General features: G+C 68.1%; 22 protein-coding genes and 1 riboswitch. Of the genes, 14 read left to right on the top strand and 8 right to left on the bottom strand.

All coding sequences use genetic code 11. The features are described from left to right. Window positions 1–84: 84 nt before the first annotated feature. The 4 genes from qcrB to ctaE all read right to left on the bottom strand — a co-directional run bounded on the left by qcrB (window position 85) and on the right by ctaE (window position 4,531). The gene (gene qcrB, locus J6U32_RS18720) at window positions 85–1,704 is read right to left on the bottom strand and encodes a cytochrome bc1 complex cytochrome b subunit (protein WP_208791631.1); all 1,620 of its coding nucleotides are present in this window, start codon (window positions 1,702–1,704) and stop codon (window positions 85–87) included. Next, complete coding sequence (qcrA, locus tag J6U32_RS18715; RefSeq protein ID WP_208791630.1) at window positions 1,701–2,876, bottom strand: cytochrome bc1 complex Rieske iron-sulfur subunit; 1,176 nt, start codon at window positions 2,874–2,876, stop codon at window positions 1,701–1,703. Before qcrA ends, qcrB begins: the two co-directional genes overlap by 4 nt. After that, window positions 2,873–3,805: a cytochrome bc1 complex diheme cytochrome c subunit gene (gene qcrC / locus J6U32_RS18710; RefSeq protein WP_208791629.1), complete on the bottom strand. Its 933-nt coding sequence runs from the start codon at window positions 3,803–3,805 to the stop codon at window positions 2,873–2,875. Before qcrC ends, qcrA begins: the two co-directional genes overlap by 4 nt. Before the next feature lie 108 nt (window positions 3,806–3,913). Further along, window positions 3,914–4,531 (bottom strand): aa3-type cytochrome oxidase subunit III, encoded by a 618-nt coding sequence (gene ctaE / locus J6U32_RS18705; protein ID WP_170320210.1) that lies wholly within the window; start codon window positions 4,529–4,531, stop codon window positions 3,914–3,916. A 141-nt stretch (window positions 4,532–4,672) separates the two neighbouring features. Between ctaE and J6U32_RS18700 the strand changes: the two genes are divergently transcribed. Together J6U32_RS18700 and trpD are read left to right on the top strand one after the other, a co-directional pair. Next, window positions 4,673–5,194 (top strand): hypothetical protein, encoded by a 522-nt coding sequence (locus J6U32_RS18700; protein WP_244332140.1) that lies wholly within the window; start codon window positions 4,673–4,675, stop codon window positions 5,192–5,194. A 64-nt stretch (window positions 5,195–5,258) separates the two neighbouring features. Further along, window positions 5,259–6,326, top strand: coding sequence for an anthranilate phosphoribosyltransferase (gene trpD, locus J6U32_RS18695; protein WP_208791628.1), 1,068 nt, complete (start codon window positions 5,259–5,261; stop codon window positions 6,324–6,326). A gap of 4 nt (window positions 6,327–6,330) precedes the next feature. Here the strand turns inward: trpD and J6U32_RS18690 are convergent, their stop codons facing one another. Together J6U32_RS18690 and J6U32_RS18685 are read right to left on the bottom strand one after the other, a co-directional pair. Continuing rightward, window positions 6,331–6,609 (bottom strand): Lrp/AsnC family transcriptional regulator, encoded by a 279-nt coding sequence (locus J6U32_RS18690; RefSeq protein ID WP_006370539.1) that lies wholly within the window; start codon window positions 6,607–6,609, stop codon window positions 6,331–6,333. Between the two features lie 4 nt (window positions 6,610–6,613). Continuing rightward, window positions 6,614–8,458 (bottom strand): DEDD exonuclease domain-containing protein, encoded by a 1,845-nt coding sequence (locus tag J6U32_RS18685; RefSeq protein ID WP_208791627.1) that lies wholly within the window; start codon window positions 8,456–8,458, stop codon window positions 6,614–6,616. Between the two features lie 637 nt (window positions 8,459–9,095). After that, window positions 9,096–9,265: riboswitch (cyclic di-AMP (ydaO/yuaA leader) on the top strand. A 16-nt stretch (window positions 9,266–9,281) separates the two neighbouring features. Between J6U32_RS18685 and J6U32_RS18680 the strand changes: the two genes are divergently transcribed. From J6U32_RS18680 to J6U32_RS18665, 4 genes are all read left to right on the top strand, one after another. After that, window positions 9,282–9,869 (top strand): C40 family peptidase, encoded by a 588-nt coding sequence (locus tag J6U32_RS18680; RefSeq protein ID WP_208791626.1) that lies wholly within the window; start codon window positions 9,282–9,284, stop codon window positions 9,867–9,869. A gap of 141 nt (window positions 9,870–10,010) precedes the next feature. Continuing rightward, a complete protein-coding gene (locus tag J6U32_RS18675; protein WP_208791625.1) occupies window positions 10,011–11,090 on the top strand; it encodes an NlpC/P60 family protein in 1,080 nt (359 codons plus the stop codon). A gap of 25 nt (window positions 11,091–11,115) precedes the next feature. Beyond that, the gene (locus tag J6U32_RS18670; protein WP_244332138.1) at window positions 11,116–12,621 is read left to right on the top strand and encodes a peptidase MA family metallohydrolase; all 1,506 of its coding nucleotides are present in this window, start codon (window positions 11,116–11,118) and stop codon (window positions 12,619–12,621) included. A 19-nt stretch (window positions 12,622–12,640) separates the two neighbouring features. Further along, entirely contained in the window at window positions 12,641–13,768 is a 1,128-nt protein-coding gene (locus J6U32_RS18665; RefSeq protein WP_208791624.1) for a glycosyltransferase family 4 protein, read from the top strand. A gap of 96 nt (window positions 13,769–13,864) precedes the next feature. On the opposite strand, the gene J6U32_RS18660 is transcribed toward J6U32_RS18665, so the two are convergent. Beyond that, window positions 13,865–15,667, bottom strand: coding sequence for an AMP-dependent synthetase/ligase (locus tag J6U32_RS18660; protein WP_208791623.1), 1,803 nt, complete (start codon window positions 15,665–15,667; stop codon window positions 13,865–13,867). 138 nt (window positions 15,668–15,805) lie between these two features. On the opposite strand from J6U32_RS18660, the gene J6U32_RS18655 reads away from it, so the two are divergent. The 6 genes from J6U32_RS18655 to J6U32_RS18630 all read left to right on the top strand — a co-directional run bounded on the left by J6U32_RS18655 (window position 15,806) and on the right by J6U32_RS18630 (window position 20,331). After that, window positions 15,806–16,228 carry a hypothetical protein gene (locus tag J6U32_RS18655; RefSeq protein ID WP_208791622.1) on the top strand — a complete coding sequence of 141 codons (423 nt, stop codon included), beginning with the start codon at window positions 15,806–15,808 and terminating at the stop codon, window positions 16,226–16,228. Continuing rightward, a complete protein-coding gene (locus tag J6U32_RS18650; protein ID WP_208791621.1) occupies window positions 16,228–16,665 on the top strand; it encodes an SRPBCC family protein in 438 nt (145 codons plus the stop codon). The genes J6U32_RS18655 and J6U32_RS18650 overlap by 1 nt, the downstream gene beginning before the upstream one ends. A gap of 20 nt (window positions 16,666–16,685) precedes the next feature. Continuing rightward, entirely contained in the window at window positions 16,686–17,864 is a 1,179-nt protein-coding gene (locus J6U32_RS18645; RefSeq protein ID WP_208791620.1) for an ArsA family ATPase, read from the top strand. Between the two features lie 121 nt (window positions 17,865–17,985). Then, entirely contained in the window at window positions 17,986–18,486 is a 501-nt protein-coding gene (locus tag J6U32_RS18640; RefSeq protein WP_208791619.1) for a hypothetical protein, read from the top strand. Beyond that, the gene (locus J6U32_RS18635) at window positions 18,486–19,463 is read left to right on the top strand and encodes an ROK family protein (RefSeq protein WP_208791618.1); all 978 of its coding nucleotides are present in this window, start codon (window positions 18,486–18,488) and stop codon (window positions 19,461–19,463) included. Before J6U32_RS18640 ends, J6U32_RS18635 begins: the two co-directional genes overlap by 1 nt. A gap of 160 nt (window positions 19,464–19,623) precedes the next feature. Beyond that, window positions 19,624–20,331 (top strand): lysophospholipid acyltransferase family protein, encoded by a 708-nt coding sequence (locus tag J6U32_RS18630; RefSeq protein WP_208791617.1) that lies wholly within the window; start codon window positions 19,624–19,626, stop codon window positions 20,329–20,331. A 41-nt stretch (window positions 20,332–20,372) separates the two neighbouring features. Here the strand turns inward: J6U32_RS18630 and J6U32_RS18625 are convergent, their stop codons facing one another. Continuing rightward, on the bottom strand, window positions 20,373–21,704 hold the full coding sequence (locus J6U32_RS18625; protein ID WP_208796202.1) for a glycosyltransferase 87 family protein: 1,332 nt from the start codon (window positions 21,702–21,704) through the stop codon (window positions 20,373–20,375). 68 nt (window positions 21,705–21,772) lie between these two features. On the opposite strand from J6U32_RS18625, the gene J6U32_RS18620 reads away from it, so the two are divergent. Both J6U32_RS18620 and J6U32_RS18615 read left to right on the top strand, forming a co-directional pair. After that, window positions 21,773–22,264 carry a polyadenylate-specific 3'-exoribonuclease AS gene (locus J6U32_RS18620; RefSeq protein ID WP_208791616.1) on the top strand — a complete coding sequence of 164 codons (492 nt, stop codon included), beginning with the start codon at window positions 21,773–21,775 and terminating at the stop codon, window positions 22,262–22,264. 114 nt (window positions 22,265–22,378) lie between these two features. Further along, on the top strand, window positions 22,379–23,785 hold the full coding sequence (locus tag J6U32_RS18615; protein WP_014360366.1) for a class II 3-deoxy-7-phosphoheptulonate synthase: 1,407 nt from the start codon (window positions 22,379–22,381) through the stop codon (window positions 23,783–23,785). The last annotated feature ends 31 nt before the right edge of the window (window positions 23,786–23,816 follow it).

Genomic DNA, 23,816 nt, shown 5'->3' with positions numbered 1-23,816 from the left:
GAATCGGCTGCCGTCACGTGATCCGTGACGACAGCCGATGTCGTTGTGTTCGTTGCACTTCCGGCGGTTGCGCCGGTGGCGCACCTACTCGAGCGGGTTGCCGCCCTTTTCCTGCAACTCGCGCAGGGCCTTGCGTTCGGCGAGCTCCTGCTCGTGCTCGTGCTCGATGTTGCGGTTCTGCTGCTCGGGCGGATCGGCGAGCAGGATCGAACCCGTACCCGGAGCGCCGGCGGAGCCGAGCTTGTTCATCCGCTTCGGGACAGCCGCACCCTCGTAGGGGAGCGGGATCGGGTGACCGTGGCTGTCGACCGGTCCGAGCGGCTGATGCAGCTCGATGTACTCACCCTGCGGGAGGCGCTTGATGATGCCGGTCTCGATGCCGTGGGCGAGGACCTCGCGGTCGCTGCGCTGCAGCGCCAGCGCCCAGCGGTAGGCGATGAAGTACAGCAGCGGCGGGATGACGATCAGGCCGATGCGGCCCGCCCAGGTCGTCGCATTGAGCGATACGTGGAACTTCAACGCGATGATGTCGTTCATGCACATCAGCGTGAGGATGATGTAGAAGCTGAAGGCCATCGCGCCGAGGCCGGTGCGCACCGGGGTGTCACGCGGACGCTGCAGCAGGTTGTGGTGAGCGTCGTCGCCGGTGAGGCGCTTCTCGATCCACGGGTAGGCGAACATCACGCCGAACATCAGGGTGATGATCACGACGCACCAGAACACCGCCGGAATCGTGTAGTGACCCCAGTACAGCTCCCAGTCGGGCATCAGACGCACCAGACCGTCGGTCCACATCATGTAGATGTCGGGCTGCGAGCCCGCCGACACCTGCGCCGGGTTGTACGGGCCGAGGACCCACACCGGGTTGATCTGGAACACACCGGCCATGATCGCGAGGACACCGGTGACCACGGCGAACATCGCACCACCCTTGGCGGCGAAGACCGGCATGATGCGCACGCCGACGACGTTCTTCTCGGTGCGGCCGGGGCCGGGGAACTGCGTGTGCTTCTGGTACCAGACCAGGGCCAGGTGAGCACCGATCAGCGCGAGGATGATTCCCGGGAACAACAGGATGTGCATCACGTACATGCGCGGGATGATGATGTCGCCCGGGAACTGTCCGCCGAACAGCGCCCAGTGAATCCAGGTGCCCACCAGCGGGATTCCGAGGACGATACCGCTCATTGCGGCGCGCACACCGGTTCCGGAGAGCAAGTCGTCGGGCAGTGAGTAACCGAAGAAGCCCTCGAACATCGCCAGGATCAGCAGCAGGCAGCCGATGATCCAGTTGGCCTCACGAGGCCGTCGGAACGCACCGGTGAAGAAGATGCGCGCCATGTGAATGATGATCGACGCCGCGAACAGCAGGGCCGCCCAGTGGTGCACCTGCCGGACGAACAGACCGCCGCGCACCTCGAACGAGATGTTGAGCGTGGTCTCGTAGGCGCGGGTCATCATGACGCCCTTGAGCGGCTCGTAATCGCCGTGGTAGATGACCTCACTCATCGACGGATCGAAGAAGAAGGTCAGGTACACACCCGACAGCAGCAGGATGATGAAGCTGTAGAGGGCGACCTCGCCGAGCATGAAGGACCAGTGACTCGGGAAGACCTTGTTGATCTGCCGGCGCATACCGGCGGCGAGGTGGTACCGCGAGTCCACCTCTTCGGCCTGTGTGGCCATGCGGTCGGCGATGGTCATGAGTCACGCTCCCAGAAAGCCGGTCCGACGGGTTCGATGTAGTTGCCCTGGTTGTGGGCACGGTTGGCGACCAGGTACCCCTGATCGTTCACCGTTATCGGCAATTGCGCCAGTGCGCGCGCTGCCGGACCGAAGACCGGTTTGGCCGAGTCGAGCGCGTTGAACTGCGACTGGTGGCACGGGCAGAGGATGCGATTGGTGCGCTGCTCGTAGAGCGAGGTCGGGCAGCCGAGGTGACTGCAGACCTTGGTGTAGGCGAAGTAGTCGCCGTAGTTGAAGCTCTCCTGGCCCTTGCGCTTGATGACGTTGGCCGCGTCGGCCGGACGCAAGCGGATGAGCATGACCGGGTTGCTGACGTAGCGCAGACCCCAGACGAGCTTCTCGCGCGACTCCTCGGTCTCGCCGAGTCCGTCGGAGACACGCCACGGGAAGACGGTTTCCATCGCCCCGGAGTCGAGGTCCTCGGGCCTGACGAGAGCCACCCGGAAGGGGTCACCGACATCGCGACGAAGGAACACCGTCTCGGTCGGGTCCTCCTTGGAGTTGTAGATCGGTGACCAGCCCGAGTTCCACAGGGGAGCGTCACCACGATCGGCCCACGGGTTCTTGATGATGCCGCCCACCGCGGCGATCACACCGGTGAAGGCGAGCGCGCCGAAGGCGAAGATGCCCGAGCCGATGATCATCTTGCGGCGGCCGAGGGTGGAGGTGGTCCCGGAGTCCTTCAGCTCGGCGACGATGGTCGCCTTGTCGACGTCACTGGAACCGGGTCCGTCGTGACGGTCCTGCACCGAGATCTCCGAGGGCAGGAACTTCTTGGTGATCAACACCAGTGCGATGCCGATCGACAGGATCGACAGACCGAAGGTGATGCCCAACAGCGGGGTGTTGAGCGTGTACCACCAGTAGTTCGGATCGTCCGGCATGGCGAAGTGCCAGTGATTGAAACAGAAGATGACGAAGCAGGCGAGCGCGGAGATGCCCGAGATCGTCAGCCAGATGGCGACCTGGCGCTCGGCGCGCTTCTCGACACCGGTGCCCGGCTCGGGGTAGCGCTCGCCGCGGTGGATGATCTCCACCCCGTCGAGGTTGGTACCGAGTTTGACCAGCTCGTCGTTGCTCATCTGGTCGAGTTCGTCCTTGGTCGGGACGTCCTTATCGCTGACGGTCATGCTCGAGATCCCATCCACATCGCGGCGGCGACGATCGCCACAACCCCGACAAACCACATCACCATGCCCTCACTGACGGGGCCGAAGCCGCCGATTCCGAGGCCGCCCTGCGGCTTGGATTCGGTGACGTACTTGATGAAGCCGATGATGTTCTTCTTCTCGTCCACCGACAGCTGGCGGTTGGAGAACTTCGGCATGTTCTGCGGGCCGGTCAGCATCGCCGTGTAGATCTGCTGTTCCTTGACGTCGGACAACGTCGGCGCGAACTTACCGCCGGACAGCGCACCGCCACGGCCGGTGAAGTTGTGGCACGACGCGCAGTTCAGTCGGAACAGCTCGCCACCCTGGGCGAGGTTGTCGCCGCGGAGTGACTCCTGGGCAACCACGCGGACACCGTTCTCGGTCTTGATCGAACCGTCCGGGTTGTGCTCGTAGATCACGCTGGGTCCACCACCCATGCCCTGGATGTAGGCACCGAGCTGGTCGATCTGGGCGGTGGTGAACTTCGGCGGCTTGCGCAGCGCCTGCGCCTCACCGCGAGCGGCGGGCATACGGCCGGTCGACACCTGGAAGTACACGGCCGCGTCGCCGACACCGAGCAGCGACGGGCCGCGATCGGGCACACCCTGCAGGTTGGCGCCGTGGCAGGTGACGCACGAGGTCTCGTACAACTGCTTGCCCGCACTGATCAGCGCGGCGTTGTCGACATCGGCGGTGGCGACCTGCGGCTTGGGCGTCAGCAGCGACGCGATCATGCCGGCCATGAACAGACCGGCGAGCAACAGGATGGTGCCGCTGACACGTCGGCGAAGCTTGCGTCGTGCCTTCGACCGGCGGGCGGAACTCGCCGGGGTCGTCGACGGCGTCGCGACCGATTCGACCGCGTCAGTTGCGTCGCTATCCGACGATCGCGGTGGAGATGAACTCATCTCTAGTCTCTCTACTAGCGGACGGACTCTGGGCTGTGATGCGGGTTCACCCCGCGCAAAGCTCGGTTACTGCGCAGGGACTCCGGGTGCTCCCGGCGTGCCGCGTTCTCATCGAATGAAGTAGATCGTCACGAACAGGCCGATCCACACGATGTCGACGAAGTGCCAGTAATAGGACACGACGATCGCCGCGGTCGCCTGGGCCGGGGTGAACTTCGACAGCTTGGTGCGGATCAGCAGGAAGATGAAGGCGACCAGACCACCAATGACGTGCAGGCCGTGGAATCCGGTGGCCATGTAGAACACCGAGCCGTAGGCGCTCGAGGAGAGCGTCGTGCCCTCGTGCACCAGGTGGTAGTACTCGTAGCCCTGGCCGCAGACGAAGAATGCGCCCATGAAGAAGGTCAGCAGGTACCAGCGGCGCAGACCGAAGACGTCGCCGCGCTCGGCGGCGAACACACCCATCTGGCACGTCACCGACGAGAGGATGAGGACCGTCGTCACCGGGATGGCCAGGGCCAGATTGAGTTCGGTGGGCTCCGGAGGCCATCCGTCGACCGGATTGGCGTTGGCGCGCGCGACGAAATACATCGCGAACAAGCCTGCGAAGAACATCAGCTCACTGGACAGCCAGACGATCGTGCCGACACTCACCATGTTGGGCCGGTTGAGTGAGTGCACGCGCGCGGTGATGGCCGTTCCGGAAGTACCTACAGCGCTAGTCACAAGTTGAAGTATGACGGTTCGTAGTACGCGGTGACCACTTGGGTCCGAGATTGGTGGGAACTTTTTCTCTTCGCGCTGGTCGGCGCCGGTTGCGCGGGTGTCTCGGCGTGTCTGTGGGCCCCGTCGTGGTTTGCTCGGGGCATGGGTACTTCGCGATCGGACCACGAGCCGAACCCAGCGCCGCGGGATGTGAACGGCCGCCCGGTCTCCCGTTCCCGTTGGCAACGACTCACCGCGCGGATCGGTTCCCGCAGCGTTCCCGAAGCGATCGGCGTCGATGACGACGATCTCGAGGTGATCGCTTCGTGCGACGACGACGCCGCATCGAGTTCGACTGTGCTGGAAGGGTCTTCGTGGCGTCCGCAGGATCAGGCCGTGGTCCGTCATCATCTGGTTCTGCCGATCTCGCGGGTGTCCGACGCCATCGCGGTCGCCGCGCTCGACGGGTACCGGCCGGTTCTTCAGGAGCACGACGGCCCGGTGCCGGATGGGCACGAGGCGCTGGTGCTGGCGCGGGTGCAACTCGTCGATGCACTGCACCTGTCGCAGGAGCGTTCGAGGATGGCCAGTCTCGGGTCGCGGCACGGCGGCCGCGCGGTGGGGTGGCAGGTGCTGCAACGTGCCGGGAAGACGGACCACTCGGGCGGGCGAACAAGCGGGTGAGCGGCCGGGACGTGGGGTGGGCCCCACGCCCGGGGAGTGTCGGGTCGGCCCTACAGTTCTTGGGGTGAGCAGCGCGCAGACGTACACGTGGCCGCAGATCCTCGGCCGGGTCACCGACGGCATCGACCTGACCGTCGACGAAGCGGCCTGGGCGATGAACGAGATCATGACCGACGGGGCGACAGGAGCCCAGATCGCGGCCTTCGGGGTCGGGGTCAAGATGAAGGGCGCAGCGCCCGCCGAGTTGCGCGGGCTGGCCGCGGCGATGCTCGAGCACGCGGTACCGGTGACCGTGTCCCGGCCGGCCATCGACGTGGTCGGCACCGGCGGCGACCGTTCCCACACCGTCAACATCTCCACCATGACCGCCGTCGTCATCGCCGCGGCCGGCGTCGCCGTGGTCAAACACGGCAATCGCGCCGCGTCGTCGAAGAGTGGTGGCGCCGACGTCCTCGAGGCGCTCGGCGTGTCGATCGGCCTGGGCGCGGGCGACGTCGAACGTTGCGTCGACGAATTGGGTATCGGATTCTGCTTCGCGCCGGTGTTCCATCCGGCGTTCCGTTTCACCGGGCCGCCGCGCAGGGAGATCGGTATCCCCACGGTGTTCAACGTGCTCGGGCCGCTGACGAACCCCGCCCGACCCTCCCGCGGGCTGGTCGGCTGTGCCTTCGCCGACCTCGCACCCGTGCTCGCCGAGGCCTTCGCCGAACGAGGGGCGGCCGTGCTCGTCGTCCGGGGTGACGACGGACTCGACGAACTGACGACAACAAGCACCTCGACGGTGTGGCAGGTCGTCGGCGGCCGGGTCGTCGAACTCACCCTCGATCCGCGTGAACTCGGTATCGAGCTCGTGGAGCTGTCGGCGCTGCAGGGGGGAGACGCCGTCGCCAACGCCGCGATCGCCCGCGACCTGTTCGCCGGGGCACGGGGCCCGGTCCGGGACGCGGTGGTCCTCAACGCCGCGGGCGCCATCGTGTCGGCGGAGATGACCGAGGCCTACGGCGTCGAAAGCCTCACCGCGGCGATGGTGTCGGCGAAGGCACGCGCCGAAGCCGTCATCGATTCCGGCGCCGCGGCCGCGCTACTCGATCGGTGGGCCGCCCGCTCACAGGAGCTGGCCGGCCGGCCGTAGCGCGTTACTCCTCGCCGATGGAGAAGCCGCCCTCGACCTCCGAGCTGGAATAGCTGCGGAAGGCGATGTGGGTGGCGGTATGGGTCACCCCCGGTAGCCGGTTGATCCGGCCGGTCACCACGTCGGCGATCTCGGCGTGATCGCGCACCTTGATCTTGGCGATGAGATCGACGTCGCCGGCACACGAGTACACCTCGGCGACGCCGCTGATGTCGGCGACCGCCTGCGCGGTCTCCGGGATGCGGTGAACGTCGGCGTGGATGAGGACGATGGCGGTGATCATGGCATCAGCTTAGGGCGTGGATCCCACCGGCCCGTAGCGGCTTTGCGTGCTGCGCCACGGCCTTCGGAGGCGGTGCGGGCGTCCGGGTCCGGCGTCGAGGCATGGCGGTCTCGGCGGCCGAGCGGGCCGTGGCGGCCCAGTCGCCGCGGCGCGCCGCCGATCCGACCGGCGACGCGAAACCCTCGGAGCTCGCGACGATTCGCACGCCCGGCTCGCCCAGCCACCGGTGGAGCAGTGCCGATTCCTCCGGGGACGCACCCAGCAGCGGCCCCTCCCCGGGCAGCACCGTCTCCGCGGAGGCGATCAACGCGTCGACGACCGGCATGGGGGCCACTCCCCGTCGGGCATGTCCGGCCGACGCGAGCCGGCCGTGCCGGATCACGGCCAATTCCCATCCTCCCGCGCCGTCGGTCCGGGCGACGACGATCTCGGCGATCCGGCACAGCGCCGAGAGCCGCTGACAGCGTGCCAGCGTGTCGATGGTCGCGGCGACCCGGTCGCGGTGACGCGCCGCGGTCTCGAACATCTGCGCGTCGGTGAGGCGGTCGAGTTCGTCGATGAGCCCCGACAACATGGCCGAGTCGCGACCGGAGAGAAGGTCGTGGGTGGCCTGTACCCGGCCGACGTAGTCGGTGACCGTCAACGGACGGTCGGTGGCCGCGGCGCACCCGCCCAGGGCATCGCCACCGTCGGCGGGGGTCCGGCACCAGTGATGTGTCGCGGCGACCGGCATTCGGGCCCGACAGGTGCGCAGTCCGGCGGCTCGGGAGATCAGCTCGGCGATCTCGGCGGCGCGGGTGCGATTGGCCACCGGTCCGACGGAATCGGTGCCGGGGGTCCGGGTGATCTGCAGTCGGGGAAATCGTTCGCCGGTCAGCGTGATCCACCAGCCGCGGTGTGGGCGGGTGGAGCGCCGGTTGTAGGCGGGCGTGTGCGCCAGGATCAATCGCAGTTCGCGGACCCCGGCCTCGAGTGCGTGGGCACATTCGACGTGGTCGACGCGGACGGCGAGGTTCACCATCTCGGCGATCCGGGGTCGTGGGTCGGATCCGTTGAAATACGACATCACCCGGCGTCGCAGATCCGTAGCGGTGCCCACGTAGAGCACCTCGGCGGACGGTCCGCGAAACAGGTAGACCCCCGGTCGTGACGGAAGTCCTTCGGCGAGATGGCGTTTGGCGCGCAGACGGGGGTTCCCACGGGGGAGATAGGCGGTCAGGTCGGCGTAGGTCCGCACCCCCTGATTTCCGATGCGCTCGAGGAGCCGATGGAGGACCTCGACGGTGGCGCGGGCGTCGTCGAGGGCCCGGTGCGTCGGGCGTACCGAGACGTCGAACAGGTCGGCGAGAGCGCTGAGGCGGACGGTGGGGGCCTCGTCGCGGGTCAGCACCCGGCGCGCCAGCCGGACGGTGCACAAGCTGGTGTGAAAGGGCCACGCCATGTCCAGCCGCGTGGCGTTGTGGCGCAGGAATCCCATGTCGAAGCGCGCGTTGTGGGCCACCAGCAGGCACCCGCGCGCGAACTCGATGAAGGAGGACAGCACCTCACCGATCTGTGGGGCGTCGTAGACCATCGCGCTCGTGATCCCGGTCAGGGCGACGATCTGCGGTGGGATCGACCGTTGTGGGTCGACGAGGGTCGCGAACTCACCGAGCACCTCGCCGCCGCGCACCTTCACCGCGCCGATCTCGGTGATGGCGTCGCGGGCCGGATCGCCCCCGGTCGTCTCCAGGTCGACGACCACGATCGTCGTATCGAACAGGGACTGCTCGCCGAATCCCGCGTCGTCGGTGCCGTCCGCTCCTGCGCCGAGGTCGGCGAAGGAGAGCTGAGCCGTATCAACCACCACGCCGCGAACACTAGTTCGACCCTCCGACAGCCTCGGTTGGGGTGCGAGTGACTGCTGAGATGGGTGTGCTCTCGAGCCCTGTCGATGCCGACGCGACGATTCTGTCGGTGGTCACTTCTACTGTCGGCTGCGGTGGTCGACACCGGAGCTCGCCCGGCCCGTTGCGCAACGGGCCGGGTCGGGCAGACCGGGATGAATCGCCCGCCGACACGTCCAGAGACAGCAAGTGAGATGGAGATCACAATGTACATCGACTGCGCCAGCTGCCCGGGCCGTCACCGCGCGTGTGACGGCTGCATGATGAACCTCTTCGTAGAGCCTGTGACCAGCGGTGATGGGGATGATCTCGGTGGTCGGCGGGTGGTCCGTGAGGTGGGGGATTCCGACGCCGAGATCTGCTCTGCGGTCGATGTGTTCGCCGCCGCTTCGATGGTGAGCACGGAGTCTGCACGATCGGCAAAACTCGCCATCGGCCCTGCGTGCGGACCCGCTTCGCGCCCGGGTCTGCGGATTCTGCGGGCGGGTTAGCCGTCACCGCGAATCGGGCCCTTTGTCCCCTAGTGGACAGACCCGCATCCGATTTCGTAACCTTTCCGAGACCTTCGCAGAGCGTCCCGCTTCAAACCGAAGCGGTCTGGGGAGATCACCGCTCAATCGTCCGACGGACGAACCGGGGAACCACACATTTTCGGAGCAATCCGAATTGGGGTGAGTCGCGCCCTGGACACGACTGTGTCCGGATCGCGTAGGGCCATTCTCTCGGCCCGAACCCGACAGCTAACTCGGTAGGCGGTCAAGGGAGAACCAAAGGAGAACTCGTTTCGTGGCCAAACATCGTTTGGAACAGCCGAATCGCGGAGGCATCGCCAAGAAGGCGATGATCGCGGGCTCGCTGACCGTCGGCTCGCTCGCCGTAGCCGCAGGTCCGGCCCTCGCCGCACCGGCTCCGGCGCCCAGTGCGACCATCGAGATCCCGAATCTCGGCAAGTTCACGGTGCCCGGCATCGATCAGAATCAGGTTCCGAACCAGTTCCGCCCGGGTGGTGGCGGTATCACCGCCCCGGTGCAGAGTGCTGCAGAAAAGGCCGTTCGTGCCGCGGAAACCAAGATCGGCGCGCCCTACGTGTATGGCGCCGCCGGCCCCAATGCCTTCGATTGCTCCGGCCTCGTCTACTGGTCCTACCAGCAGGCCGGCAAGACGATCCCGCGCGACAGCTACGGCCAGCTGGGCGGTGGACGCGCGGTGAACTACGCCGACGCGCAGCCCGGCGACGTCCTGATCTTCAACGGCGGCAGCCATGCCGGTCTCTACATCGGCAACGGCCAGTTCATCCACGCCTCCACCGAGGGTGTCCCGGTGCAGAAGGCGTCGGTCAAGGCATGGTCGCTGACCGGGGTTCGCCGATACTGATCCCGGTCTCGGTGAGAACGTGTGAGCATGTATTCGGGCGGATCGCGCACTGCGCGATTCGCCCGAACGCGTCGAGGACTACGACGCCCCGGTCGAGGCAGAGGTGACGAGCCCGGGTCGGTGGGGAAGTGCAAGGGGAATGTGGTGACAATCGTGGGAGCCGGATCGGCAATCGGTCCCAACCGATCGGCACGCCTGGCGTTGATCACCTTGATCGCGGTGATCGCGGTCGCGGTGACGCAGATCGGCGCGGTGTTCGGGACGCCACACGCCGTGGCCGACCCGCCGCAATCGGCGGATCAACTGCTTGCGCGATACACCTCGCTGAGCCGTGAAGCCGAGACCTCGGCCGAACAGATGCACAACGCCCAGATCGAGTACGACAAGCAGCGTGGCATCGTCGCCCAGTCCAAGAAGGCCGCCGCCGCCGCGCAGAGTTCACTCGACCGCTCCCAGGTCTCGTTGAACGAGTTGCAGACACGCTTCGACTCCCTCGTGCGCATCAGTTACATGGGCGGTCGCTCCAACCGGCTCTATGCCGTCCTCACCAGCAACTCGCCCCAGACCCTGCTCGACCAGATGTCCGGGTTGGAGATGGTCTCGCGTCGCGCCGCCGCCGATCTGGCGGCGCTGAAGAAGGTGCGCGCCCAGACCGTCTCGGACCGCGACGCCGCGAATTCGACGGCATCGACGGCCACCCGCGCGGTCTCCGACGCCGAGCGTGTACGCGGCGATCTACAGAAGAAGCAGGCCGAACTGCAACTGCAGGCCGCACAGATCCGGGTGATCTATGCGAGCCTGACCGGCAAGCAGCTCGCCGCGCTCGCCGGCCCGCGCTTCGACTTCGACCCCGCAGCCGTACCCCGCGGAACCGCCCCCGCACTCGTCGCCGTCCAGGCCGCGCTGACCCGCATCGGCGACCCGTATGTATGGGGCGCGACCGGTCCCGACTCGTTCGACTGCTCGGGCCTGATGGTGTGGGCGTTCAAGCAGGCGGGCAAGCTCCTGCCACGATCCAGTGAGGCGCAACTCGCCGGCGGCACCCCGGTCTCGCGCCAGGATCTGCAGCCCGGCGACCTCATCATTTATTACCCCGACGCCACGCATGTGGGCATGTACGTCGGCGACGGCTACGTGATCCACGCCTCCACCTTCGGTGTGCCGGTCAAGGTCGTCCCGATCGACGACGCGGGACCGTACAACTCCGCGCGTCGGTACTAGGCGCGTGCTCCGCCCGCGGTGGGCGATGGGCGTGCTCCGCCCGCGGTGGGCGATGGGCGTGCTCCGCCCGCGGGTGGCGCCCCGGCGTGCCGCGGTGACCACGGGCGCCGGAGCGGTGCTCGTCGTCACCTCACTACTGATCACCTCCTGCGGTGGCGACGGTGTCGGTGGCGGCTCGGGTACGAGGTCGTCCTCGGCGCCCGCGTCGACGACCAACGTCTATCTGGACCAGCGCTCCCAGGGCGTGACGCGACTGCTCGACGCGCTGTCGACCGCGCTGCGTTCGGGCACCCCCGATCAGCTTGCGGAGTTGCTCGACCCGTCCATCGCCCCGGCGTTACGCGCCCGGCTGCAGACCGTGCAGGACAACCTGTCGTCGTCGGTGCCTCGCCCGGACTCATCATCGCGTGGACAACGCTTGCAGCTCAAGGAGTTTCGTTACCAGCTCGCTCCCACTGAGGAGGTCGAGACCCTGGTCGGTGCCGACGTCCAGACACGGCTGGATCAGCAGGGCAGCTCCGACACCTGGGTGGCCCCGGTGGAATTGCACGTGGCGCTCGGCGGTGCGAGCACTCCCGGCATCGACGAGGACGAGGTGGTGATCGACACCCAGCTCGTCGCCGCCCGCTACGACGACACCTGGAAACTGGTCGGCGACTCGACTCTCGCCGGTGAGCCCGCACCACCGACGCAGATGTGGGACCTCCCGGGGCTGGCCGTTGCCGATGTCCCCACCGCGGGCGGCACCTCGGTCATCGCGTCCTATCCGGATGGTGCCGACGGTTCCGGCACCTCTTCTCCCGGCTCGACAACTCCTGGTTCGACAGCTCCCGGCCCCACCGCCGAGATGGTTGCCCGCATCCGCTCGCTGCTCCCCGGCGCGATCGACGCGGTGTCGGCATTCTGGGGGACCGGGTGGCCCCAGCGTTCGGTGCTGGTGAGTACGGCTGACGACGACCAGTTTCACGCCCTGGCCGCCTCGGCCACCGACACCGCTGCGGCCGCCACCATCTACGCCCACCTCGATCTGTCCGCCGCTTCGGTGACCGGCCAGCGTGTGCTCCTCACGCCGGTGGCCCGTGATCTGCCCGCACCGGCACTCGGCGTCGTCCTGCGTCACGAACTCACCCACGTCGCGACACGCGCGCAGACCGCAACCACCGCGCCGATGTGGCTCACCGAGGGAGTGGCGGAGTACGTGGGGCGAAAGGCCACCTATACCCGCCCCGCCGACGCGGCCCCGGATCTCGCGGCCGCGGTGCAGGCCGGTGACACTCCGTCCGATCTGCCGACCGATCAGCAGTTCTCCGTCGACGCCGATTCCGCGCGGATGGCCTATCAGTCGGCGTGGTCGGTGGCGACCTTCGTCGCGGCGGCGTTCGGCGAACCCAGGCTGCGGGCACTGTATGTGGCGGTGGGTGCATCGGGCGACGCCGCGCGGGCCGACGCCGCGTTGTCGGCCACCCTGGGAATCACGCGGGCTCAGTTCGTTGCCCGGTGGCGGGCGTGGCTGACGGCCGAACTGCGATGAGATCGGCAAGGATGATGGCGTGACCCACCGAACGCTCCTGGTGACCAACGATTTTCCGCCACGGCGTGGCGGAATCCAGTCCTACCTCCAGAATCTCGTGGATCTGCTGGACCCGGACGATGTGGTGGTCTACGCCCCGCGCTGGCGTGGACGCAGCCATGAGGAGTTCGACGCCGCGGTACCCTACCGCGTCTATCGGCATCCGACGACGCTGATGTTGCCCACCCCGTTCGTCGCTCGTCGGGCTGCGAAAATCATTCGGGACGAAGACATCTCGACGGTCTGGTTCGGAGCGGCCGCGCCGTTGGCGGTGTTGTCGGGATATCTGCGCCGGGCCGGGGCCCGGCGCATCATCGCCAGCACACACGGACACGAGGTCGGTTGGTCGATGCTCCCGGGGGCGCGCGGCATCCTGCGCTACATTGGCAACCACACCGACGTCATCACCTTCGTCAGTCGCTATACCCGCGGCCGGTTCGCCTCGGCCTTCGGTCCTCGGGCCGCGCTGGAATATCTGCCACCGGGCGTCGATGTTACCCGGTTCGCTCCGGATGCCCAGGCGCGCCGGCGAATTCGTGCCGAGCTGGGACTCGGTGAACGGCCCACGATCCTGTGTCTGTCGCGGCTGGTGCCGCGCAAGGGGCAGGACGTCCTGATCCGCGCGCTGCCACTGATCCGATCGGAGATCGCCGACGCCGCGCTCGTCATCGTGGGGGGCGGGCCCTACGCCGAGAAGCTGCACGACATCGCCCACGCGGAGGGGGTGAGAGAGCACGTCGTGTTCACCGGGCCGGTGCCGGCCGCCGAGCTCGCCGCCTACCACACCATCGCCGACGTCTTCGCCATGCCGGCGCGCACACGTGGCAAGGGCCTCGACGTCGAGGGTCTGGGCATCGTGTACCTGGAGGCGTCGGCCTGCGGTGTGCCGGTGGTCGCCGGCCTCTCCGGCGGCGCCCCGGAGACCGTCCGCGAGGGGGTCACCGGAACCGTCGTCGACGGCACCGACGTCGCCGGGGTCGCGCTCGCGCTCATCGGGATCCTCTCCGATCGCGCCGCCGCCGCCGAGATGGGCCGTCAGGGTCGCCGATTCGTCGAGGATCACTGGCAGTGGTCGCAGATGGCCGCACGGCTGCGTCAACTGCTGTGATCGGTCAACTGCTGTGATCGGTCAGCGGCTGTGACCGGTCAACTGCTGTGACCGGCCGGCTGCTGGCTGCTGTGAGCGGCTCCGGTCGGGGATGACTCAGCGCTTGGCGTAGAGCGCGTCGATGTCGCCGGCGTACTTGTCGACGACCACGTTGCGCTTGACCTTGAGCGTCGGGGTCATCTCGCCGGTCTCCTCGCTGAAATCGTCACCGAGAATCCGGAACTTCTTGATCGACTCGGCGTGCGAGACGGTCTTGTTGGCCTCGTCGACGGCCGACTGGATCGCCGCGCGCAGGTCGGGGTCGTCGGCGAGGTCGGCCACCGATGCGTCGGCGGGCTTGCCGTTGCGCTCCTTCCACGCCGGGAAGGCCTCGGGATCGACGGTGACCAATGCGGCGATGAACGGCTTCTGATCGCCGACCACGACCGCCTGTGAGACCAGGGCATCGGCGCGGATGACATCCTCGAGGCCGGCGGGCGAGACGTTCTTGCCGCCCGCGGTGACGATGAGTTCCTTCTTGCGGCCGGTGATCTTCAGGAAGCCCTCGTCGTCGAGTGATCCGAGATCGCCGGTGTGGAACCAGCCGTCGGTGATCGCGGCGGCGCTGGCCTCCTCGTTGTGCCAGTACTCCTTGAACACCACGCCTCCGCGCAGCAGGATCTCCCCGTCCTCGGCAATCCGAACCACGTTGCTCGCCAAGGGTTTTCCGACGGTGCCGATCTTGACCGCGCCGGGGGTGTTGACGGTGACCGCCGCGGTCGTCTCGGTCAGGCCGTAACCCTCGTACACCGGGATCCCGATCCCGGAGAAGAAGAATCCCAGGCGGGAACCGAGTGGCCCGCCCCCGGAGATCGCGAGCTCGCACTCGCCGCCGAGTGCCGCGCGGAGCTTGCCGTAGACGAGCTTGTCGAACAGGGTGTGCTTGGCGCGCAACACGATTCCGACGTCGCCGCGTTCGGCTGCCGCGGCGTGGTCGATGGCGGTGGCCGCCGCCATGTCGAAGATCCGGCCCTTGCCCTCGTCGTGGGCCTTCTGGCGGGCGGTGTTGTAGACCTTCTCGAACACGCGGGGCACCGAGAGGATCAGCGACGGCTTGAACACCGCGAATTCCGGTACGAGGCCCGGAATGTCGTTGGTGAAGCCCACCTCGACCCCGGCCTCCATGGCGACCAGGGTGATCGCGCGGGCCAGCACGTGCGCCAGCGGCAGGAACATCAGCAACCGCTTGCCGGGCGCGAGCAACTGCGACATGTTGCCCTCGAGGACCCCGCGGACCTCGGAGAGCATGTTGGCGTGCGTCAGCTCGCAGCCCTTGGGCCGGCCGGTGGTGCCCGAGGTGTAGATCAGCGTCGCCGGATCGTCTGCGTGGACCGTCGCACGACGCTTGGCGACCTCGTCGTCGTCGACCTCGGCACCAGCGGTCGTCAAGTGCTCGAGCGCGCCCAGTCCGTCGGCCGGATCGATCTGCAGGACCTGCACCGGATGGTCGAGATTCGCGGCTTCGTAGAGCTTTCGGTGCTCGTCGGCTTCGACGATGATCATCGACGCCGCGGAGTCGGTCATGATCCATTCGATCTGCGAACTCGACGACGAGTCGTAGATCGGGACGGTGATCGCCCCGGCCGACCAGATCGCGAAGTCCAGCAGCACCCATTCCAGTCGGGTCGCCGACAACAGGGCCACGCGATCCCCGGGCTGAACGCCGGAGGCGATCAAGCCCTTGGCCAGAGCGGTGATCCGCGCGGCGATGTCATCGGCGCGGACCGGTTCCCACGTCGCGCCCTCCTTGCGGCGGAAGACGGTCTGGCCCGGCGTGCGTTCGGCGATGCCGAAGATGATCGAGGTGGCGTTCTCATCGGCTTCGATGGTGAACCTCGCGGGAACGCTGTACTCGCTCATATCCTGCACCTTTCGACCGTCAACGATGACCAGACCATCGTAACGACGATCATTGGCACGATGTGCCGGGGTGGGCCCGGACCGGGCGGAGCAGACGTTGCCTACCGATCGGCCGCGCCGATATGTGAAGCTGGAGTCGTGACGAGCATTCAGGTTGCCGACGACACCTTCGTCGCCGCGGACCCGGAGAGTGCGGCCGAGGTGGTGGGGGACCGGACCAGGTGGCGCCGGTGGTGGCCCGACCTGCATCTCGAGGTCGTTGAGGACCGGGCGGCCGCCGGGGTGCGCTGGCGGGTGTCGGGGCCGATCGACGGGACGATGGAGATCTGGTGCGAGCCCGTGCTCGACGGTTTCGTCCTGCATTACTTCCTGCATGCCGAACCGGCCGCGTCGGTGCTCGGCGGCGGGAAATCGGACCGAGAGCGCGCGGACCTGCTCGCCGAACTCAATCGGCAGCGCCGGGTGGCCGGCAAGGTGATGGCTTTCGAGTGCAAGGACGTGCTCGAGGACGGCCGCGGCGTCGGTGAGCCCGCGACCACAGCCGGCCGGACGGGTGCGTGATGGCCGACCGGACCGAACGCTCGATCGTCGTCAACGCCGACGCCGCCGACATCATGGCGGTGATCGCCGACTTCGACAACTATCCCGAATGGGTCAGTGCCGCACGCGAAGTCCACGTCACCGAACGGGATTCGGCGGGTCGCGCCCGGCGCGTCCGGTTCGTGCTGGACGCCGGGGTGCTGCGCGACACCTACGAATTGCGGTATGCGTGGGACGCCGACGGCACCGGGGTGTCGTGGGAACTGGTTTCCAGTGACCTGCAACGCGATCAGCGTGGCCGCTACGAGGTCGTACAGCAGGTGCCCGGCTCGAGCAAGGTCACCTACACGCTGATGGTGGACCTGATGGTGCCGATGATCGGGCAACTCAAGAGGCGCGCCGAGAAGGCCATCACCGACGCCGCCCTCAACGACCTGAAGAAGAGAGTCGAAGGCTGATCGATCTCACTCCCATCCACGTGGTGCTGGGGCCGGGGGGTTCCGGGATTTCCGTGGTCGCGGCCGCCGGAGCACTGCGCCGTGACCGCGGTCGTGGTCGTGCCCGCGCGCAGCTGGCCCGGCCGGACCGCCACACCCTGCTGATCACCGTCGACCGGCTTTCGCCGACGCCGGATCTGTTGGGGGTCTTCCGAATGCCCGGATCGAGCGTCGCGGTCTCCTCGGGTGTGCACCTGTTGACCCTGGACCGGCTGGAGTCGCTGGAGCAGACCTGGGCGGTGTTCGCCGAGGTGCTCTCCGCCGGTATCCGGGGCGCCAAGTCGACGCTGCCGGTGCTGGCCACACTGGCCGGCATCGACGCCGCGGAACTCGCCGCGCTGCCCGGTGTCGAGGAGTTCTTGTTGCTGCGGCGTATTCGTGACGAGGCCACCAGCGGCACCTGGGAGCGCATCGTCGTCGACCTGTCCGGGGTGGCCGATCCGTACTCCCTGCTGCGCGCGCCGACGATCCTGCTGCAGGCCCTCGAGCGGCTGTGGCCGCGCCACCGGCGTCTCGCGGCGGCCGCCGACACACCGATGCCCGCGCAGCTGACCGCCGCCGTCGACGCCATCGCGGGCGACTGCGACGACATCGTGGAGTTGCTCACCGATCCGCACGTCGTCGCCGGACATCTCGTCGTCGCGGCCGATGCGCGCGGTGCGGGTGCGGTGCCCCGTCACCTGGCGATCGCCGACCTGATGGGCTTTCCGATGCGGTCGGTCGTGGTGAACCGGGGTGTCGGCGCCGGCGCGCCCGCCGAGGTGGTCGTCGACGACCCGCAGGTCGCCGTGTCCACCGTCGACCCCGCCGCCGCCCCGGTGGATCGCCCGGCACGATTGCGCAAACTCGCTGTGTCACTTGCCCGTCCGACCGGAGTTGCGCGCGGCAGCGGTGCTGCAGCGGTGACGACGGTATCCGGTACGGGACTCGACTCCGTCTTCGAGATGTCGTGGGAGCAACGGCTGCCCGAGCCCAGCCGGTTCGACCTCGGCCGCAGTGGCGACGACCTGCTCGTCACCGTCGACGGGTTCCGCCACGCGGTGCGGCTGCCGTCGGTGCTGCGGCGCTGCCACGTCGGCACGGCGAGCTGGGACGGTCGACAGGTCCGGGTGCGCTTCACCCCCGATCCCGCCGTCTGGCCGCGGGATCGCCAGGCCTGAGAAGTGCCGGAGCGCGTACACCCGGAATGGAGGTGGGCGCGCCGCAGAGGGTACCGTGCTTGTGCACACGAATCGCCAGATGGAGTATCGACCGGATGAGCCGAGCGTATGAGGCGAGGGTATGAGCACTGACGACACGAGCCGTGGTGCCGACACCGGGTCGGGTTCTGAGCGCGGCGAGTCGACGGGCGACCCGCTGCGCGACCTGCTCCTCGCGCTGGCTGCCCAGATCGACGTCGTCGCGGGATGGTTCGGCACAGGTGGATCGGTGCCCACCGGCAGAACGGGGCCCACCGGCACCGCGCGACCGGCCGGGGCCGGATCGAGTGGTCCCACCGCGGCCGGCGCCTTCCTCGGCGACGGATCGGCCGCGGCCGCCGTCGGTGAGATCACCTCGCTGATGCAGGAGATCGGTGATCTGCTCGCGCGGCTGATCGCCGCACTCATCACCCTGTTGGAGGCGATCGCGGCGGCGCTGCGCAGTGCCCCCGCCGACGCCGGTGCACCGCCGCGGCGCTACCAGCCCATCGAGGTGCGCCTCGAGGCCGCCCCGCCGACACCGCCGCCCGGCGCGTCGCGTGGGCACCACGCGGTCGACCCGACATCGGAAAGTGAGAAGTGATGGGCGAGTTGACAATCGGCATCGACATCGGCGGCACCAGCGTGCGTGCCGCGGTGGTCGACGACTCGGGCGTCATGCTCGACACGCTGCGCGCGGCGACCCCGCCGACGGCCCAAGCTCTCGAACACTGTCTCGACCGTCTGGTCGGGGAGTTGACCTCACGCTGGGCGGCCAAGGCCGTCGGGATGGCGATCGCGGGCTTTCTCACCCCCGATCGCGAGGTGGTGCGATTCGCCCCCCATCTGCCGTGGCGGGAGGCCCGGGTCGCCGAGGAGATGACCGCACGCATCGGTATCCCGGTGTTCACCGAACACGACGCGAACTCCGCCGCGGTGGCCGAACGTCACTACGGGGCGGCGGCCCGTGGACGCAACGTGCTGGTGCTGGCGATCGGTACCGGCATCGGTGCGGGGCTGCTGATCGACGGGGAGATCTATCGCGGCAGCTTCGGTGTCGCACCGGAACTCGGGCACCTCACCATCGTCCCGGATGGCCGCCAATGCTCCTGCGGCAAGCGCGGATGTTGGGAGAGATACTGCAGCGGAACGGCTTTGGTCGACACTGTGGTCGAGCTCCTGGCCGACGGCGACTGGGGTCGCAGCCAGCTCGCGACCGACGTGGCCGCCGACCCCGGGTCGTTGACCGGCAGACGGGTGGCCGGTGCCGCCGCCGACGGCGACGCGGTGGCGGTGGCCGCCTTCGCCGAGTTCGCCGCCTCACTCGGACAAGGGCTGGCGATGATCGCCGATGTCTTCGACCCCGACCTCATCGTCATCGCCGGCGGTGTCGGGACCGCCTCGGGCCTGTACCTCGACGAGGCCCGCGAACACTATGCGCGTCTGGTCACCGGGGCCGGCCATCGGCAGCTCGCACGCATCCGCGGCACCCAGCTCGGTGAGAACGCCGGGGTGCTCGGTGCCGCCGAGGTCGCCCGCCAGGGGATCGGTGCGCACGGCCGGCACGTCGCCGATGTCTGAGTGCAGGCGGGTGTGTGGGGGCCGGAGATGGACGAGGCCACAGTCATGTCCGTCGGGTGGCCGATATCTCACGGGCATCGGCTGGGGTGAGTAGAGTTCACAACCGGATCGAGTGGCCGGAAAGCACTCGTCGGTGCGACGAAGGGTAGTGACACACGCGATGTGGTACCAGGTGTTCAAGTACGTGCTGCTGGGCCCGCTGCTCCGGTTGTTGGGGCGGCCGACGATCGAAGGGCTGGAGAACATTCCGACGCGCGGACCGGCCATCCTGGCCAGCAACCACCTGGCGGTGATGGACAGTTTCTTCCTGCCGCTGATGTGCCCGCGTCGCATCTACTTCCTGGCCAAGGCCGAGTACTTCAGCGGAACCGGACTCAAGGGCGGGTTCCAGCGCTGGTTCTACACCGCGGTCGGACAGATCCCCATCGACCGGTCCGGTGCCGAGGCTGCCGCCGGTGCGTTGACCGCGGCGAGCCGACAGCTCGAGAAGGGTGAGCTGATGGGCATGTATCCCGAGGGCACCCGATCGCCCGACGGTCGGCTCTACAAGGGCAAGACCGGGCTGGCACGGATCGCGCTGGAGACCGGGGTGCCGGTGATCCCGGTCGCGATGATCGGCACCAACAAGTTCAATCCGCCTGGGACCGTGATGTTTCGGCCGACCAAGGTCACCGTCCGGGTGGGTAAGCCGCTGAACTTCGATCGCTACGAGGGCATGCAGGGCAACCGGTTCATCGAGCGCGCCGTCACCGACGAGATCATGTACGAGCTGATGCGTCTGTCCGGCCAGCAGTACGTCGACGTCTACGCGGCCAGCCTCAAGGATCGCGCGCCCGCCGACGCCGTGGAGTCCAAGCCCGCGGCCTGAGTGGGCCCACAGGCCCGTGTGGCCGCCTTTTCTCGTCCGGGTCAGCTCGTGCGGGTCTGGGCGAGTTCGGCTCGCCCGGTCGCCTCGTCGGCGCTCGGGGCGCGCAAGTCCTCGGCCGGGAAACGCCAGATCACCACGAGTGCGGCGATCCCCCAGATCGAGTACGAACTCCCGACGATCTGCGCGAGCACCGACCACGAGGCCGAACTCTGCGGGAGGAATTGAAAAGGTCCGAGGGAGAACAGGATCAGGCCGACGGCGGCCAACCCCAGATGGGCGATCCGGGTGCTGCGAGACGACGTGCGCGCGGCAACGGTGATGGCGGTCAGGATCAGCGGGATCGCCCACACCCAGTGATGCGCCCACGAGGTGGGGGAAACGAGCAGACCCCAGACCGCGATCGCGCAGGTCGCCAGCACCGCGTTGATCCGCGCCGCGGGGCCCGCGCCGGCCCGGAAGGCCTCCCGGGGACGGCAGACGTGCACCGCGCACAACGCCAGCACGGTGACCGCCAACGAACTGAGCACCCAGGCGATCTGACCGTCGACGCCCGGCATCACACGCACCCATGCCGCGTTGAGGTTCTGGTTGATGCGTCCGGCCGGATCACCGATCCGCGTCGTGTGGAACAGCGTGTGCGTCCAGTAACCCAGCGAATCGCGCGGCAGCCAGACCGCCGCGAACGCACCCGCCAGCACGAAGGCGAGACCGGCGGTGGCGGCCGCACCCCAGCGGCGGGCGACGGCGAACACGGCGAGGAACACCAGCGGGGTCAGCTTGATCGCCGAGGCCAGACCCACCAGGATGCCCTGCGCCCGCGTCCAGGGCTTGCGCACACGTGCGACGACGAAGACGTCGAGCAGGATCATCGCCATCAGGATGACGTTGACCTGACCGAAACCCATCGTCATCCACACCGGATTGAGCCACAGCGCACCCGCGGCGACGAGCGCCGCCAGCCACCATCGATTGGCGCGGGCACCCACCGACAACAGCGACAGCACGATGTGGACGATCAACACCAGCAGCGCGATGGTGAGCACCGACATCACCACCCCGGCCACCGCCAGGGGCATCGCACCGAGCGGGACGAAACCGATCGCGGCGAACGGCGGGTAGGTGAACGGCAACCAGATGCCGTCACTGGTGAACGGCATCGACCCATCGGCATACAGGCTCTGGCCCTGCTGCCAGATCTGCGCGCCGATCCGGTAGACGTCGAGGTCGATGCGGGTCCGGGTGCCGAAGCTGGAGGTGAAGGGCACCCCGAACATCTGCATCCCCGCCGAGGCGAGGAAGATCACGCCGATCACGATGCGCGCGCGCCGGGTCGGCGACCAGCGGCGCAACCGCTCATCCACCGAAGTCAGCATTGTCGTCATGACGGGCTCTTCGTTCCTCTCCGGCGACCCTCGCCGGGCGGCGGGTGATACTTACCAGTATGCGGTTCTTCTACGACTCGGAGTTTATCGAGGACGGCACCACGATCGATCTCGTCTCGATCGGTGTCGTCGCCGAGGACGGTCGAGAATTCTACGCGGTGTCCACCGAGTTCGATCCGGGCCGGGCCGGGGAGTGGGTTCGGGCGAACGTGCTGCCCAAACTGCCGTCGCCGTCGTCACGGGCATGGCGGTCCCGGCGCACCATCCGCGACGACCTCCTGGCCTTCCTCACCGCCGAGCCCGGCGACGTCGAATTGTGGGCCTGGGTGGGCGCTTACGACCACGTCGTGCTGTGCCAGCTGTGGGGTCCGATGACCGCGTTGCCGCGAACGATCCCGCGCTTCACCCGGGAATTGCGCCAGCATTGGGAGTACGCGGGCCGCCCATCCCTGCCGTCGGCACCCGCCGACGCCCACGACGCACTCAGTGATGCTCGACACAACTGGCGCAAGTGGCAGGCGATCGAACATGCACGGCAGGCCCGGGGCTGATCAAACTCGATCAGTCTCGGCCGATGCACGTCCGCGAGGCCGGCCTCGCTGTGTTGAGCCTGATCGATCTCGGCCGATGCGCGTCTGCGGCACACGCCTCGCTACGCTGGAGCGGTGGTGAACTGGACCGTAGACGTTCCGATCGACGAACTGCCCGAACTCCCGCCGCTGCCCGGCGACCTGCAGGCGCGTTTTGCCGACGCGCTGGCCCGTCCGGCGCTGCAGCAGCCGAGCTGGCCCGCCGAGGACGCGCGGCGCATGCGCACGGTGCTCGAGTCGGTGCCGCCCATCTGCATGCCCGCCGAGGTCCGCACGCTCGCCGGACAGCTCGCCGAGGTCGCACAGGGCCGGGCCTTCCTCCTGCAGGGCGGTGACTGCGCCGAGACCTTCGCCGACAACACCGAGCCGCACATCAAGGGCAACATCCGCACGCTGCTGCAGATGGCCGTCGTGCTCACCTACGGTGCGAGCCTGCCGGTGGTGAAGGTCGCCCGCATCGCCGGTCAGTACGCCAAACCACGCTCGGCCGACACCGACGCACTGGGCCTGCCGTCCTATCGCGGCGACATGGTCAACGGGTTCCCGGCCGAGGAGGGCACCCGCATCCACGACCCCTCACGGCTGGTGCGCGCCTACGCCAACGCCGCCGCGGCGATGAATCTGGTTCGCGCGCTGACCCACTCGGAGGCCGACCTGCGGCGCGTCCACGACTGGAACCGGGAGTTCGTCCGCACCTCCCCGGCCGGGGCCCGCTACGAGGCGTTGGCCTCGGAGATCGACCGGGGTCTGCGCTTCATGGACGCGTGTGGGGTCTCCGACTCCTCGCTGGGTGCCGCCGACATCTTCGCCTCGCACGAGGCACTGGTCCTGGACTACGAACGGGCCCTGCTGCGCCTGGCCGAGGCGCCCGAGGACCCGAGTGTCGGTGCCGACGGCAAGGTGCTCTACGACCTGTCGGCTCACTTCCTGTGGATCGGTGAGCGCACCCGCCAGCTCGACGGCGCCCACATAGCCTTCGCCGAGCTGATCCGCAACCCGATCGGCATCAAGATCGGCCCGACCACCACCCCCGAGCAGGCCGTCGAATACGTCGAACGTCTCGACCCGTACAACGAGCCCGGCCGGCTGACCCTGGTGGCTCGCATGGGCAACGGCAAGGTTCGCGATGTGCTGCCGCCGATCGTCACCGCGGTCGAGGCCAGCGGGCACAAGGTGATCTGGCAGAGCGACCCGATGCACGGCAACACCCACTCCTCGCCCACCGGATACAAGACGCGCCACTTCGACCGCGTCGTCGACGAGGTGCAGGGATTCTTCGAGGTGCACCATGCACTGGGAACCCATCCCGGCGGCATCCACATCGAGCTCACCGGTGAGGACGTCACCGAGTGTCTCGGCGGCGCCCAGGACATCTCCGACCTCGACCTCGCCGGACGCTACGAGACGGCGTGCGACCCGCGCCTGAACACCCAGCAATCGCTGGAGCTGGCGTTCCTCGTCGCGGAGATGTTGCGCGGCTGAGGGTTTCGGGTGTCGGGGGTTTTCGGTTGCC

The organism is Gordonia polyisoprenivorans (assembly GCF_017654315.1).
Lineage (GTDB): Bacteria > Actinomycetota > Actinomycetes > Mycobacteriales > Mycobacteriaceae > Gordonia > Gordonia polyisoprenivorans_A.
This window is presented reverse-complemented; position numbering and strand designations above follow the sequence as displayed.

Coding starts and splice junctions, on each gene's coding strand:
- qcrB (WP_208791631.1), bottom strand. CDS start 1,704: ATGACCATCGCCGACCGCATGGCCACACAGGCCGAAGAGGTGGACTCG.
- qcrA (WP_208791630.1), bottom strand. CDS start 2,876: ATGACCGTCAGCGATAAGGACGTCCCGACCAAGGACGAACTCGACCAG.
- qcrC (WP_208791629.1), bottom strand. CDS start 3,805: ATGAGTTCATCTCCACCGCGATCGTCGGATAGCGACGCAACTGACGCG.
- J6U32_RS18700 (WP_244332140.1), top strand. CDS start 4,673: ATGGGTACTTCGCGATCGGACCACGAGCCGAACCCAGCGCCGCGGGAT.
- J6U32_RS18690 (WP_006370539.1), bottom strand. CDS start 6,609: ATGATCACCGCCATCGTCCTCATCCACGCCGACGTTCACCGCATCCCG.
- J6U32_RS18670 (WP_244332138.1), top strand. CDS start 11,116: ATGGGCGTGCTCCGCCCGCGGTGGGCGATGGGCGTGCTCCGCCCGCGG.
- J6U32_RS18660 (WP_208791623.1), bottom strand. CDS start 15,667: ATGAGCGAGTACAGCGTTCCCGCGAGGTTCACCATCGAAGCCGATGAG.
- J6U32_RS18650 (WP_208791621.1), top strand. CDS start 16,228: ATGGCCGACCGGACCGAACGCTCGATCGTCGTCAACGCCGACGCCGCC.
- J6U32_RS18640 (WP_208791619.1), top strand. CDS start 17,986: ATGAGCACTGACGACACGAGCCGTGGTGCCGACACCGGGTCGGGTTCT.
- J6U32_RS18635 (WP_208791618.1), top strand. CDS start 18,486: ATGGGCGAGTTGACAATCGGCATCGACATCGGCGGCACCAGCGTGCGT.
- J6U32_RS18630 (WP_208791617.1), top strand. CDS start 19,624: ATGTGGTACCAGGTGTTCAAGTACGTGCTGCTGGGCCCGCTGCTCCGG.
- J6U32_RS18625 (WP_208796202.1), bottom strand. CDS start 21,704: ATGCTGACTTCGGTGGATGAGCGGTTGCGCCGCTGGTCGCCGACCCGG.
- J6U32_RS18620 (WP_208791616.1), top strand. CDS start 21,773: ATGCGGTTCTTCTACGACTCGGAGTTTATCGAGGACGGCACCACGATC.